At 46.5% G+C, this 14,816-nt stretch carries 12 protein-coding genes; 2 read left to right on the forward strand and 10 right to left on the reverse strand.

Going from position 1 to position 14,816, the window contains the following annotated elements:
* Positions 1-34: 34 nt before the first annotated feature.
* From PAENI_RS12105 to PAENI_RS12120, 4 genes are all read right to left on the reverse strand, one after another.
* Positions 35-1,135 (reverse strand): ABC transporter substrate-binding protein, encoded by a 1,101-nt coding sequence (locus PAENI_RS12105; protein ID WP_149645404.1) that lies wholly within the window; start codon positions 1,133-1,135, stop codon positions 35-37.
* 234 nt (positions 1,136-1,369) lie between these two features.
* The gene (locus PAENI_RS12110) at positions 1,370-2,284 is read right to left on the reverse strand and encodes an ABC transporter permease (RefSeq protein WP_149645405.1); all 915 of its coding nucleotides are present in this window, start codon (positions 2,282-2,284) and stop codon (positions 1,370-1,372) included.
* Complete coding sequence (locus PAENI_RS12115; RefSeq protein WP_149645406.1) at positions 2,284-3,096, reverse strand: ABC transporter permease; 813 nt, start codon at positions 3,094-3,096, stop codon at positions 2,284-2,286. Before PAENI_RS12115 ends, PAENI_RS12110 begins: the two co-directional genes overlap by 1 nt.
* Before the next feature lie 2 nt (positions 3,097-3,098).
* Positions 3,099-3,881 (reverse strand): ABC transporter ATP-binding protein, encoded by a 783-nt coding sequence (locus PAENI_RS12120; protein ID WP_149645407.1) that lies wholly within the window; start codon positions 3,879-3,881, stop codon positions 3,099-3,101.
* Positions 3,882-4,164: 283 nt separating this feature from the next.
* Between PAENI_RS12120 and PAENI_RS12125 the strand changes: the two genes are divergently transcribed.
* Positions 4,165-5,757, forward strand: a complete 1,593-nt coding sequence (locus PAENI_RS12125; protein ID WP_149645408.1) for a histidine kinase N-terminal 7TM domain-containing diguanylate cyclase — start codon at positions 4,165-4,167, stop codon at positions 5,755-5,757.
* 138 nt (positions 5,758-5,895) lie between these two features.
* Positions 5,896-7,368, forward strand: coding sequence for an alpha-amylase (locus tag PAENI_RS12130; protein ID WP_149645567.1), 1,473 nt, complete (start codon positions 5,896-5,898; stop codon positions 7,366-7,368).
* Between the two features lie 539 nt (positions 7,369-7,907).
* Here the strand turns inward: PAENI_RS12130 and mprF are convergent.
* From mprF to PAENI_RS12160, 6 genes are all read right to left on the reverse strand, one after another.
* Complete coding sequence (gene mprF, locus PAENI_RS12135; protein ID WP_149645409.1) at positions 7,908-10,559, reverse strand: bifunctional lysylphosphatidylglycerol flippase/synthetase MprF; 2,652 nt, start codon at positions 10,557-10,559, stop codon at positions 7,908-7,910.
* A 282-nt stretch (positions 10,560-10,841) separates the two neighbouring features.
* Positions 10,842-11,192, reverse strand: coding sequence for a FlxA-like family protein (locus tag PAENI_RS12140; RefSeq protein WP_149645410.1), 351 nt, complete (start codon positions 11,190-11,192; stop codon positions 10,842-10,844).
* A 111-nt stretch (positions 11,193-11,303) separates the two neighbouring features.
* Positions 11,304-12,536 (reverse strand): multidrug effflux MFS transporter, encoded by a 1,233-nt coding sequence (locus PAENI_RS12145; RefSeq protein WP_149645411.1) that lies wholly within the window; start codon positions 12,534-12,536, stop codon positions 11,304-11,306.
* A gap of 154 nt (positions 12,537-12,690) precedes the next feature.
* Positions 12,691-13,311: an alpha/beta hydrolase gene (locus PAENI_RS12150; RefSeq protein WP_149645412.1), complete on the reverse strand. Its 621-nt coding sequence runs from the start codon at positions 13,309-13,311 to the stop codon at positions 12,691-12,693.
* Positions 13,308-14,258, reverse strand: coding sequence for a ring-cleaving dioxygenase (locus PAENI_RS12155; RefSeq protein WP_149645413.1), 951 nt, complete (start codon positions 14,256-14,258; stop codon positions 13,308-13,310). Before PAENI_RS12155 ends, PAENI_RS12150 begins: the two co-directional genes overlap by 4 nt.
* A gap of 17 nt (positions 14,259-14,275) precedes the next feature.
* Positions 14,276-14,677, reverse strand: a complete 402-nt coding sequence (locus PAENI_RS12160; RefSeq protein WP_149645414.1) for a DoxX family protein — start codon at positions 14,675-14,677, stop codon at positions 14,276-14,278.
* Positions 14,678-14,816: the final 139 nt, after the last annotated feature.

Raw genomic sequence — 14,816 nt, forward strand, 5'->3', positions numbered from 1 at the left:
GGCGGCCATCTATTATAACTATAAGTTCGGCTAGTTATTTTGCCGCCATTTCTACGATTTCGTTCGTGTACGCCTCATCTACCTTAACAGGCTCTTTAATAACACCGAACTTTTGCGAAATATCAGCCGTTTGCTGGAACGCCGCTGCATCGGTATATCCCATCTTCGCACTGTCAAAGCCCTCAGGCAGAATCAGCTTGGCAACCTCGGTCATCATCGTCAATTGATGCTCCTTAGTAGTACTGCCGTCTTCTGCTTGCTTCATTACACTATCCACCGCAGCCGCAGGATCGGCAATTGCATCTTTCCAGCCCTTCAGGGAGGCACGCACAAACTTTGCCGCAGTCTCCTTGTTCTCCGCAAGCCATTCCTTATTAGCGAACAGATTATCCTCTAGCATCGCTACGCCTTCTGTATTCATATCGATGACATTCAGATCCTCAGCCTTAACGCCTGACTCCAGCACTACTTGGTACTCGTTGTAAGTCATCGCTGAGGCCGCATCGATCTGATCGCCCAAGAACTGATCCATCGTGAACCCTTGCTTCGTAAAGCTTAGATCCTTATTCGGATCGAACTTATATTTATCGAATAACGCTAATAGTTCAAATTCGTTGCCGCCCATCCAGTTGCCGACTTTTTTACCCTTAAGATCAGCGGCTGAGTTGATGCCCGCCGATTTTTTGGAGACCAGGACCAATCCGCTCTTTTGATAGATTTGCGCGATCTGCACCAGTGGCATTCCCTCTTCAAGACTCGGCAGCAAGCTGGCTACCCAACCCACACCGATATCTGCGGAGCCGCCTGCCACTTGCTGTTCCGGAACGATATCAGGACCCCCCGGCAGAATCTCTACACTTAGCCCTTCTTCCTTGTAATAACCTTTATCCTGCGCCACAAAATACCCAGCGAATTGTGCCTGCGGCACCCATTTCAACTGCAGCTTCACTGTAACTGGATCAGCCGCTGGTTCAGCCGTAGCACTTGCCTCAGGAGCTGTAGAAGCTTCAGGGGCAGTCGTAGCTTCGGCTGCCGAGTTATTATTGTTGCCCCCGCAACCCGCCATTAAAGAAACACTTAACATCATCACGATTGCCAACAAACCACCACGAAATTTGTGTTTTTTCCCGTTCATCAATCGAACTCCCCCTATCGTAATTTAAGTTTGTAACAAGCGTAAACGCCTTCGTCGTCCTTATAAGGACGATAAGCGTTTAAGCGAGAAATATAAGGATGATGTATAGTGTGAAACTTATAAATCCTTATATTTCAAGTAGCACAGTATGGACAATCATCGTGGTGCGTTGTATGCATACAGCCGTGGGTGGTTTCTCTTTCTCCATTAGGACTGGATGTACTGATGGTAAGGTTATCTTTGCGAAGGATGCCACTTAATGAATACTTTCTCCAGCCGCTCAACCACTAAGTAGAAGAGCACGCCGGCAATTGCGGCCAGCACAATACAGGACCAGCCCAGCGGCATTTTGGCAACTTTAATGGAATTGGAGAGCAGATACCCAAGCCCTTTTGAGGAGAAAAAGAATTCCCCAACAATGGCGCCAATCATACTCGCCGTCGCGTTGATCTTCAGTGCTGTAAATACATAGGGCAGGCTATTGCGAATCCGCAGATAACGAAACACTGCCGGCTTACCTGCCGCGTAGGAATGCATCAGATCCAGCGCCAATGGATCAATCGCCGCCATGCCTTTATAGGCGTTGATCGCCATCGCTGCCATTGTAGTTGCTGTTACTATGGCAATTCGTGAGCCTATCCCATCTCCAAACCACAGATTCATAATGGGCGCGAGAGCGACGATGGGCACAGCATTTAGAGCAGCAACCAAAGTTAAACTTCCACTTCCCCAACGCGGCCACGCCGTAGCAGCTAAAGCGATCAGAAATCCGATAGCAGAACCAACCAACATTCCCAGCACAGCCTCAGTAAGGGTGTATCCGGTATAGGATAGCAACATGCTGAAATTATCCCTCATGGTCGTGGCAATTGCTGTGGGCAACGGCAGCTGATATTTCTTCAGATCAAAGATCTTATGAAAGAATTCGAACTCCCAAAGCCCAAGAAACAACACCCCCGCCAATACAGGCAGCAGCACCCCTGCGCTAAATATCCTCTTCAGCATTCGTGAGCCGCCTCGACTCGCGGTAGCTTCCGCAGGTTTTGGAACGGCTACAGCATTCTTTTGTGTAGCCGTTAGCGCCGGCTGAGCCATTTCTTTACCACTAGAGCCTATAAATGAAGCCTCCCGAACGGAGTTGGTTTCCATTAACGGCTGCCTCCTTTCGGTCGAAATTCAGGCTGCCACGGCGCCACCAAACGTTCTATCAGACTGATCAACCAGTAACTTACAATCCCCAACAAAGCGCCGACAATCACCGTAGACCAGAACATATAGGTATGGGAGCTGCCATAGTAGAGATTACGCAGCATGATTACGCCAATCCCGTGCTGCGCACCCATGAGCTCTACCAGGATAGCACCAGTCACTGCGAGCGGAGCAGCAATCTTAAGCCCTCCGAACAAACCCGGCAGGGCAGCCGGAAATCTGAGTTTCCAATAGACTGCCCACGGCTTCGCAGCGTAAGAATGCATTAATTCCAGCGCGGAAGGATCTACACTTCGCAAGCCACGCAGCATATTGAGAGCCACTGGGAAGAATGTAATATAACCCGAAATAATAATCCGTGAAGTCTGCTCATCTCTCACAATCCCATAAATGATCGGCGCCAGCCCCAGGATCGGAATCATCTGCGAGGCGATAGCGTAAGGAAAAGTTAACTGCTCTATCGTCTTCGACAAGCTCATTAACACCGCCAGTGAAGCACCAGCCACCGCACCAATCAGGAAGCCAACACCAGCATTGCCAAAGGTGGCAGCCCCCTCCTTCAGAAGCGTGCCACTATACTTCCACAGCGTGGATAGCACCTCATGAACGTAGGGCAACTTGGACTGAGCTAACGGTGTCTCCACTACATGGAGCAGCATCCAGGAGGTTCCTTCCCAAACTAGCAGCAAACCAAATATCCAGACAAACAACGGCAGCAGGCGACCCCGTACAAAGATACTGCCCCCTTTCATCCCTACACCCCTTCAAAGCTGTCGCGAATACTTGCGATCAGTTCGAAAAACTCTGGGCTGTTTCTCATTTCCGCCGTTCGCGGACGTGGCAGAGGAATTTCAACCACAGCGGATAAGCGACCTGGATGCGGGGAAAGAACAAACACCCGGTCAGAGAGGAATATCGACTCAGGAATACTATGTGTTACGAAGACAATCGTGTTCTGCACCTTGCTCCAGACAGATAACAGTTCTTCGTTCAGACGCTCACGTGTAAACTCATCCAGCGCAGAGAACGGTTCATCCATCAGTAGAATTTCCGGTTCCATCGATAGCGCTCTGGCAATCGCAACTCTTTGCTGCATCCCCCCACTAAGCTGCCAAGGGTATTTATCCGCGAAACTCTGCAAGCCCACTAGATCAAGAAGCTCTAGGGCTTTCTCCTCACGGATCGACTTTTTAACTCCCATCAATTCTAGCGGCAATGTGATGTTATGCTTCACCTTCCGCCAGTCATACAGCACAGGACTTTGAAAAACAATGCCATATTTCTGCGCCAGCCTTGCCTCTTTAGCACTTTTTCCAGCGACTACAATGTTCCCGCCCGTTGGCGCGATGAGATCGGCCATCAGTCTCAAAAGCGTTGTTTTGCCACATCCTGAAGGTCCGAGCAGTGAGACGAACTCCCCCTTTGCAATATCAAGACTCACCTGATGCAGTGCAAGCACTTCCGCAGCTTCTGCCCTATAGCGCATTTCAACATTTTCCAGCTGAATTTCAGGAATATTTGTCGCGAGTAATGACATCCTCAGCCCCCCCTTATCAAAATAAGCTATGCAATTAATGTTAATTAATCTGACTCATTAGAGAGTGTGTCGAGTTAAAATCTTCTGTTGTGTAGTATTAACTAACATGTTACACGCTGCTCACTGGACTCTCATTAGACAATTAGTAAAATAGCTCCCGCTAAATCACGTCATTTTGTCTAGGGGGACATTTATTCGAGTTTCAAATGAAGTGATTTTTAAATATTTGTAGATTTGTGGTAATATTTATCCATATCTTTCCTCAGTAGGAGACAATAGACCCATGGGATCTGTAATTTCGAATTATATTGTTATTGTGGCTATATCTGGTGTCCTGAGCGTTTTACTAGCCCTTTTCGCCTATTATAAAAAAACGGATTTCTTAGGAATTAGAGCCTTTGTTATAAGCTCCTTCACTTCCGCGATTTATACCTTCGGCTTCGCACTAGAACTGTCGGGCAAAACACTGGAGGAAATGGGTTTTTGGATTAAAGTAGAGTACCTGGGGATGCCTTTTATAGCGCCCGCCAGCCTTATTATGGTGATGCATTTCGTAGGGCTGGAGAGTCTAATTAAAAAGGGCATGCGAGCAGCGCTGTATATAATACCGTTCATCACAACACTGATGGTGTGGACCAATGATTACCACCACCTCTTCTATAAATCCATTTATTTGCGAGACAATACGCCCTCCCCACTCGTTGATGTAGTGATGGGACCTTGGTATATCGTTCACGGCAGCTTTACTTTTGGCTGTCTACTGGCAGCTATCTGCCTTATGTTATGGCAGTGGAACCGGATGAAACGGGTATACCGGAGACAAATCGTTACCATTCTAATTGGACTAAGCCTTCCAACGTTAGGCTCTTTTTTATATTTAATGGGCCTGACTCCCTACGGGATGGATCCCGTTCCCATCATTATGAGTATCACTTCCACCCTATATATCTGGGCTATCCTATCAAGAGGTATGCTAACAGCTGCACCTATCGCCCGTGAGAATCTGTTTGAAAGCATGCGAGATGGGGTGCTTGTCACCGATCGTTCGGACATGCTCGTCGATTACAATCGCGCAGCCGCGGATATGATAGAAGGACTTAATTCCTCGGCGATTGGTAAACCGCTGGCTCAACTGTTTCTTAATGCCGGCAAAGATGCCTTGTCCTATGTTATGGATACAGAGCCACTGCTACGTGAAGAACGGGAAGTTGCTTGGATCAAAGGAGACGAGATTTGTTACTACCAAATCCGGTCCTCTCCCGTACAGAAACAAGGGGGATACATAGCAGGACAAATGATCATGCTGATTGACGTAACTGAACGAATACTGCTTCAAGATAAGCTGCGTCAATTGGCTACGATGGATAGTCTGACGGGGATTTATAACCGTACCTATTTTTTGGAGCTGAGCCGAGGGCTTCTTGTTCAGGCCGCGAGCAATCGGAGTTCACTATCGATTATTTTGCTGGATGTAGATTTCTTCAAAAGCATTAATGATCGATTCGGACATCAATATGGAGATCAAGCCCTTCAGCACATTGTCGAGGTATGCAACAGACATATCCGGGAGGGTGACATCTTCGGACGTTATGGCGGTGAGGAATTTGTGATCTGTTTGCCAGATACGTCGCTGAAGCAAGCCGCACAACTCTGCGAAACTATCCGCGCAGATATTGAACAAAGTGTCTTGTATACGCTCATCGGGTCCATTAACGTGACTGCCAGCTTCGGAGTAGTAGAAGCCCTAAGTCCTAAAGCCACTCTAGAAGAGCTACTGTCAGAAGCTGACCATGCTCTGTACAGTTCCAAACGAAACGGACGCAATGCTGTCCACCTCTCCCAGAGGTCAGAAATTACACTTTTCAAGCCTATATAAATCGCATCTTTGTCCCTCCCAGCGCATTCATCAGCCTGCCTTATTTTTCATAGTCTGTTTTTACGTTTAATAAGAGTTATCTGAAAATCTAATCAGAGTGTAGAAAAAATTCGCTTTATGGATATGGAGGCGCAAGAAATAATGAGGAACCATACAATGATGCAATTTTTTGAATGGCATGTTGCTGCGGATGGGAAACACTGGGATCGCCTGAAAGAAACAGCTTCCGCACTAAAAGCCGTAGGCATTGATTCTGTTTGGGTACCTCCTGTGACAAAGGCCGTCTCCGCCGACGATACAGGCTATGGCGTGTATGATCTATACGATCTGGGCGAATATGACCAAAAAGGTACGGTACGCACCAAATATGGCACCAAACAAGCACTGATTGAAGCCATTTCGGAATGTCAAAAAAACGGCATTGCCGTGTACGTTGATTTGGTCATGAATCACAAGGCAGGAGCGGATGAAAAGGAAGTCTTCCAGGTGATCGAGGTCGACCCTAATGACCGGATGAAAGAAATCTCCAAGCCTTTCGAGATTGAGGGCTGGACTAAATTCACCTTCCCCGGCCGCGGTGATGAACACTCTTCCTTTAAATGGAATCACAATCATTTTAACGGCACTGATTTTGACGCCAAGTCGGGGCGAACAGGTGTATTCCGTATCGCAGGCGAGAATAAAACATGGAACCAGAATGTTGATGACGAGTTCGGCAACTACGATTATCTAATGTTCGCAAATATTGATTACAGTCATCCAGAAGTCAAAAAAGAAATGATCCAATGGGGAAAATGGCTGGTGGACACGCTCCACTGCAGCGGCTTTCGCTTAGATGCCATCAAGCATATCAACCATGAGTTTGTGAAACAATTCGCGGTAGAAATGTTTAATAAATGTGAGAAGGATTTCTATATCGTGGGTGAGTTCTGGAATTCGGATTTAGAATCCTGCCGACAATTTCTAAATACCGTCGATTATAAGATCGACCTCTTCGATGTCTCCCTTCACTACAAGCTGCATTCAGCTTCCTTGGGGGGTAGAAACTTTGATTTAACCAAAATCCTCGACGACACACTGGTGCAGACCCATCCTACCAATGCTGTAACGTTCGTTGATAATCATGATTCTCAACCCCATGAAGCTCTGGAATCTTGGGTAGATGATTGGTTTAAGCAAAGTGCCTATGCACTTATCCTACTGCGACGCGATGGATATCCTGTGGTCTTTTATGGAGATTATTATGGGATCGAGGGACCTACACCTGTCGCAGGCAAAAAAGAGGCGATAGACCCGCTGCTATATACCCGCTATCACAAAGCCTATGGTGAGCAGAAGGATTATTTCGATCATCCCAACACGATTGGCTGGACACGACTCGGCGTGAAAGACATCGAACGCTCCGGCTGTGCGGTTGTGATTAGTAACGGTGAGAACGGTCAGAAAAGAATGTTCGTAGGGGAACAACGCGCGGGTGAAGCATGGGTAGATTTCACTCATAATCACAAGGCGACTATAACGATTGAAAAAGATGGCTGGGCGACTTTCCCGGTCAACGGTGGCAGCGTATCTGTCTGGGCTCTGCCTGATGAAAAAGTCGACAAAAAATAAAGGTTGTGTTACTCAAAATAGATGAGGCTGCTCTCGAAAGTAGTGAATGCTGCTTACGGGGCAGCTTCATCTATTTTATGGAATAGTCCAAGTAAAGATCTCACTTAACCATTAAACCTTTTCAGATTGGGTGATGATGGCAGACGATGATGAGGATATGCAGCGGGGATGTGCGGTGGGCGGAGTGGGTTTAACACTAATTAGGGAAAAGCTCCCTAAAAATATTCGATATTCGCTTATAATCAACTAAATTAGGGAATTCCTCCCTAAAAATTAGGGTAATGCCTTGATTTCCCACCAAATCAGATGAATTTTAGGGATATTTTCCCTAATTATAAATCTAATGACCTGTAATCTTAGAATTTCAGGGAGAAATTCCCTAATTGTTGTATTGGTGTTTTACTCAAACCATCATTTGAAACTTCAATTAACCTTCAACGCAAAAAAAGGGTCGTACCCAAGTAGCTAAAACTACTTTGAGACGGCACCCTCTTCTTTAGTTAGGCCAATGTACATAGAGACTTCACGCTTGTCTCCCTTTATTCCTCCGCCTTTGGATGACGGGATACTAACCTCACCAGATCCAGCGTCAGGATCGGCAACGCTATGGAAGCCGGATAAGCCAAGTAACGCGGTTCCCACTCGGGGCTGAACTTTTCTTTATATCGGCGAAGTCCGACAAAGCCGTACCAATGCCCCCCTCTTTTAAATACGAGATGAGCCAATTTCTCCTCTTTCAAAGCCCCAACATTCTCACCTACACTGGACAGTGGAGCATTACCTAGATTAAATCGATGATATCCCCTAGATTTCGCCCATTCCAGCAAACGGACAAATAAATAATCCATCGTCCCGTTCGGCACATTCTTACGATGGCGCATCAAATCAATCGATAGGGTCATGCCCTGATCATACCCATGTGCAATAGAAGCAAATGCCAGTATCATCCCTTTGGAATTCCGCAGCAGTACGACGGGAGCCAGCTGTAGATAGGCCTCGTTAAACCAGCCCAGTGAATATCCCTTTTCAGTGCGTCCATTCAACCATTCGTCTGACACGGATCGCAGCTCTCGTAACAAATCTTCAGCGTGCGGTGCTTCTACAACTTCGAAGGCATAGCCTTCCCGTTCAAAACGGTTGCATACGCTTCGCAAATCACTGTTCTTTTTGCCACTGAGCGTAAAGGTATCGAGCGTTACTAATGCCTCTTCCCCCAGCTTAAAAAAGCGATATCCTTGCTCATGATAGATCGATAAGAAATCAGGTGTGGCCTGATAAAAAACTACGACCAGACCGTACTTATCTGCAGCTTGTCTAAATTCACTGATTGCCTCATTCATGAGACTTCTCTCTCCCAATGGATCACCAAGGACTACAAGCTTATCCCTAACCCTAGCGAAAGCGAGCAACACCTTGCCTTCTTGCGCCCAGAAGAAGCTTTTATCACCCAAAAACAACATATGAGTTAAGGTATTGCCTTGAACTTCACCTAGGAAGTTTTTCAGCCTTGCCATATCAAAATTTCCGAATAACTCCTCCGGTTTACGATGGGGTCTAAGGGTGATCAGCAAAGTAAGAATGATCCAAGAGAAAGCTAGTCCCCCTACGGCTGTAAAAGCAACATGACTATGCCGCTGTAGCCACTCTGGCTCTACACCGGGCGGGAGATGCTTTAGAAATCCACGATGGACATGGCTGCCCAATAGATAATAGCTTAGGGCAATTACTGAAGTAAGCGCAAGCCACCAAATCGTACTCTGTCTGCTTACGGGAGCACTGATCCGGTAGAACCGAGATCTGGAGATCCACAGAATGAGTGCAACGAGGAGCAGAAACAGCGCCTCTTCATAATCAAAGCCTTTAGCCACCGCAAACACAGACCCGGAAAATAATAAAATGCTGGTCCAGATGTACGCGCTACGAACCCGTAATGTAATGCCTCTCGACAACAAAATGAGCATAAAGCCAATAAGTACAGATAAATGATGTGAGAGCTGCATGATCGAGAATGACAATATTTCCTCTGTAATCTTCAGTCTGTACAACAATCCGGGCGTAGCTGTTGATAGTAAGAGAATAAGCCCGCTAGCTAATACAAGCTTGCCTAGAGCCCACACACCAAGATCGCTCAGAAAGGTATACTGACCCGGCCAACCCCAAATCCTCTGCCAAATGTTAAGAGCGGGTTCGAACCCTGGAGCTGAACGATCTTGACCCTTTTTTCCCTGCAGACCAAATTCCAGTGCCGCCAGCACCAATCCGATCAGCCATGGAATGAGATAATAGAACAATCTAAAAATAACAAGCACTGCCATGGCCTGATCACTTTTAAATCCAAGCTGCGTAAGACCCAGCAATGCAATAAGGTCAAAAGCACCGATACCACCAGGCGCCATACTCAAGATGCCTGCGATAGCAGCAATCGTAAAGATGCCGAATATAACTGGAAAGTGTACCTCGTGCAAAAGATGACTACTGATTGTCCAAAACGTTACACCAGCAAAACTCCATTCCAGAAAGGAGGCACCCACAGAGGCAACTACTGTAAGCCAGGGTGTTCTACCTTGTCCCCGGTTAATCCACTTTGCATAAAGAGCAGAGCGCTGTACAAACACAAAAAACGGCAAATAAAGCGCCATCCCCCATACCGCAAATACTAACCAATGATGCTCTTCCAGCAATGCCGTTGCCGGGAGTAAACCAAAAATATTTGCCCAAGAAAGTAAAGATAACCCGGTAATCATGAGTGGTGATAAAAATACGATTGCCGGCGTTAGGACGGAAGTTGACACTCCGCTTTTTTTGTACATCAACGTCCTTAAACCCACTCCAGCCAGACCTGCAAAACCAATTAAATTATTAAATGTATTAGCTATCCAAGCATAACGGAAGGTGTCCCACAGCCCTACTTTTAAACGAAAATGTGCTCGTATCAAATAATCATAAGCACTCATTACAGCTACTGCGAGAAGTGCAAATCCGATCATTTGCAAAACGGCAGATGTAGGCACTCTTCTTAGCTCACGCATAATAAGTCCTAAATGAACCTGCTTCAGCTCATGTTGCCCCTCCCAATACACCAGCGCTATGATAGCTACTGGAAAGAGAGCTCTCACCGCCCGAATCCGATAGATGGTTAAGAACAGCCTTACAATTTTGAATCTTTCTAATGTTTGTTGTTTTGATTGCATTAGGCCACCTACCCTTACCGCCGACACACGTTGTGCTAGACAATTTTTACAACCATTTCATTATAACAATTATTGGAATAAAAAACCCATGATAATCAACACCTACTACATTAGACTGCCAGCACAGCCATAATCCCTGCAATAGTTAAAAAATGTTAGTGAAATTCTATTTAGCTAAAGAACATTGAGACTGTAGTTTACACATAAAATTGCACAACAAAAAGGACATCCCTCACGGCAAAGGATGTCCTCTCTGTTATGTAGCACGGGTTTAACTAGCGTTTATACTCGAATATCAAATCTGCCTTTACTATCCGTTGTTGCGGTAGCTATCTCTTGCGGACTTGCTGCAGCAAGCGTATTGTTCGCAGGTTTGGCAGGTGCCTCTACAACACTGCTAGCAGAGGAAGTACTGCTCTGAGACTTCTGCGAGATTTGTGCCTCGATGGTCTTAATCTGTTGCTCAATTTGCTTCGTTTTCGTTTCCTTGGTCTTGTCATCGTCTGAGCTGGCATTAATCTTGTCCAGTTCTGCTTCCAGTTTCGCCTTTTGTTTCTCAAGCGTACTGGTATCTGTAGTGCTAGATGTCGAGGTAGTATACGATGTGGAACCTGAGACTGCTGATATACTCATGGTTATCCCTCCCTTCCTTACCACCAATATAATCCTTTTGCAAGTAAGGAACGTTAAGACCCGCTGAAAGTTTGCTGAAAGTACTACTTGCCAGGTTACAATGCTAGACTGCTAGGAGCTTGCTTTTCCTCGTCTAACAAGCAGCACATAAGATAGAATCGAGAGAATTCCCGTACATGCCATCACAATCGCCATCGGAAGAGCGGACTCAACGCCCCCAAGACCCACAAGTGGCGCTACACAGCTACCTAGCAACAGGGGGATTAATCCGATTAATGCCGAGGCACTGCCTGCAGTTTCACCTTGATCTTGCATCGCCAGTGAGAAGCTGGTCGCTCCGACAATCCCTACACTGGAGACAACCGCAAATAGACAGATCAGAATAGGGATCAGTCCTCCTCCTACTAGAACCGTCAGCAGTAGCAAGATGCCCCCCATCGTACAGAGCAATAGTCCACTGAGTAACAGCTTAGTCTCACTTACTTTTCCAGCAAGTCTACCGGCAATTTGGCCAGTAATAATAATCCCGATTCCATTCACTGCAAAGATCAGACTATATACCTGCGGGGTAACCGCAAAAATATTTTGCAATACAAAAGAAGAACCTGAGATATACGCGAACATAGATGCCGTAACGAAACCTTGAGACAAGGCATAACCCATAAACTTACGGTTGCCCAGTAATACCCGGAAGGTAAGCAGTGTACCCTTCAGTCCACTCTTAGAGCGTCGCTCCTTCGGCAGCGTCTCCGGCAAGCGCAATAAAATAGTTAAACAAAAAATAATTCCGGCAGCAAATAATACGAGGAATATCCCTTGCCATGTAGTCACCCTTAACAGCTGGCCCCCAATAACTGGAGCTAATATCGGTCCGAGACCATTCACAATCATCAATAGTGAGAAGAACTTCGTGAGTTCAGAGCCACTATATAAATCACGAACAGCCGCTCTAGAGACAACCACCCCCACTGAACCAGCAAGACCTTGAATAAACCGCAAAACGATCAGCAGGCCAATCGAAGGACTAAAAGCACATAGCACTGAGGAAACGGCGTAGATGAACATACCTATAAGCAGCGGACGACGGCGGCCATATACATCACTCAGCGGTCCAGCGACCAACTGACCTGAAGCAAGCCCCAGCAAAAAGAAGGTCAGACTAAGCTGCACTAAAGCAGCCGTCGTACCGAAATCCGCGACAAGCGTAGGCAGTGCCGGCAAATACATATCAATCGACAACGGGCCGATTGTTGTAATGGAGCCGAGGATCACAGCCAGCTGTAATCTCTGCTTCCGTGAGGGTCCATCTGCGGCAAGCTTATTAGCATTTTGAATTCCAATCATAATCCTTACTTCAACCTTTCTAAAGCAACCCTTGGGCCTTTTTTTGTATTCTTCATACTAACGTAAAGGAAGTGAATTGATCAATCCTTTTATGGAGGGTTATAGGTGCCTGTATAACAAGAATAACCGCCATTCGGCGGTTATTCTGATTGTTTTATGCATTTGTAGATGTGCTGCGCATTTGCAACCAATCTCTAGCGGCTTCAGCCTCAGCAACACTCAGGCGATGACCTTGGTTGCCCCAGTGTGTTGTAACCTCTGCGCCTGCCTTCTGTAAAATAATCTCCAAATCCTCAGTCTCCGAAGAAGCGATAAGTGGATCATTTGTGCCTGCACCAATGAAGATAGATACTCCTTCCAGCGAAGGAAGCGTAATATTCCGAAGTGGTACCATCGGATGCAGTAGAATTGCAGTGCGGAAAACATCCTTATAATGGAACAGCAGGCTACCCGCAATGTTCGCACCGTTAGAGTAACCCACGGCTACCAGATTGTTGGCATCGAATCCATATTGCGCTGCGGCTTCATCCAGAAACTGCTTGATCTCGTGAGTACGGAAGATTAGATCTGCTTCATCGAATACCCCTTCGGCTAACCGTCGGAAGAACCGCGGCATACCATTCTCCAGCACATTCCCTCTGATGCCTAGCACCGATGAATCAGGAGATAACAACCCGGCAAGCGGCAGCAAGTCCTGCTCATTGCCTCCAGTACCGTGAAATAATACAAGCGTGGGTTTCGTTACATCTTTACCTTTATGGAATACATGAATCATCCCTGCTTCACCTCAATTTCTCTTATTTGAAAAGGACTTAAATTTTCTTCGATAGCCGCACGATGCGGTTCATACCAAGATGGCAGCATCAGCTTCTCACCTAGGGCATCCACCGCTTCATCACGGGCAAAGCCCGGAGGATCCGTAGCAATCTCGAAGAGGATTCCACCTCTTTCGCGGAAATAGATCGCATTAAAGTATTGGCGGTCTTGAACCGGTGTCGGATGGTGTCCATGACTCTGCACATGAAGCCCCCATTCCTGCTGCTCAGCGTCATCTTGTGCTCGCCAAGCGATATGGTGAACCGTACCTGTACCTCCTGCACCTAGCGGAATTGGTGTTGTCTTCAGATCAATAATATTACCCAAATCTCCAGTAGTTCTATATCGACTATACCCGTCTCCATCTGCGATATGCTCCATTCCCATCGTATGGACAAGCGTCTCTGCCGTTTGCAGCGGATTGTTACTGTAGAGCACAGCGCCACCGAACCCTTTGATCGCATGCCCCGTTGGAACCCCTCCGAAAGACCACTTACTAAGCGGTCCTTCCTCACGTTCCACGAGTTCAATGCGCAAACCGTCATAATCAGCGAAGGATAGATAGGTTTCCGAGATTCTATTGCTAAGGGTGACCGAAATTTGATATGCAGCAAGACGTTGTTGCCAGAAAGCCAGAGAACCGACAGGTATTGCATAAGTGGTTACACCAACCTGACCAGCGCCGATTCTGCCTTTACGCCCAACGGGAGATGGGAAGAATGTAATGATCGTTCCTGGTGCACCCTGTTCGTTCCCAAAATATAAATGATAAACTTCCGGAGCGTCAAAGTTAATCGTCTTCTTCACAAGCCGTAGTCCTAGAATACCGGCGTAAAAATCAACGTTGCGTTGAGCATCTCCAACAAAAGCGGTAATATGATGGATTCCTGCAGTTTGAAGTGTCATAATGATAAACCCCCTTCTTAGTTAAAAATCAATGCATCCAGAGAAATCGAACCTGGCCCTGTAAGTGCTATACCTGCAGCAACTACCAGTACCGTAAGCGGAAACTCAATTCCATTCGAAGTGGACCAGAAGCCATTCGCCGCATGCACCTTAACGATGGCACCCAGCATGGTGGCTACAATCAACACCGCTGCAACAGGCGTCAGAAGGCCTGCCGCAAACATAAATCCACCTATCAGTTCCATAAGTCCTGCCAATACCGCCATCGTAACGCCCGGTTTAATACCGATGGACTCCATCCAGCCGCCTGTGCCCTTCGGGCCATACCCGCCAAACCATCCAAATAGCTTTTGTGCACCATGTCCTATGAACGCAATCCCGATCACTAATCTCATCAATAATATTCCTACACTTATCATTGTTAATCCACTCCAATTTTCTTTGATTTAATTATCTTAACGTTAAGATATATGATAAAAATTTTTGTCTTTCAGTGGTTAGAAGCAGCGAACTGCTTCCGACCATATAAAAATGTCCTTGATGCGATATTTCAGCGCT

The organism is Paenibacillus sp. B2(2019) (assembly GCF_008370385.1).
Classification (GTDB): domain Bacteria; phylum Bacillota; class Bacilli; order Paenibacillales; family Paenibacillaceae; genus Paenibacillus_AQ.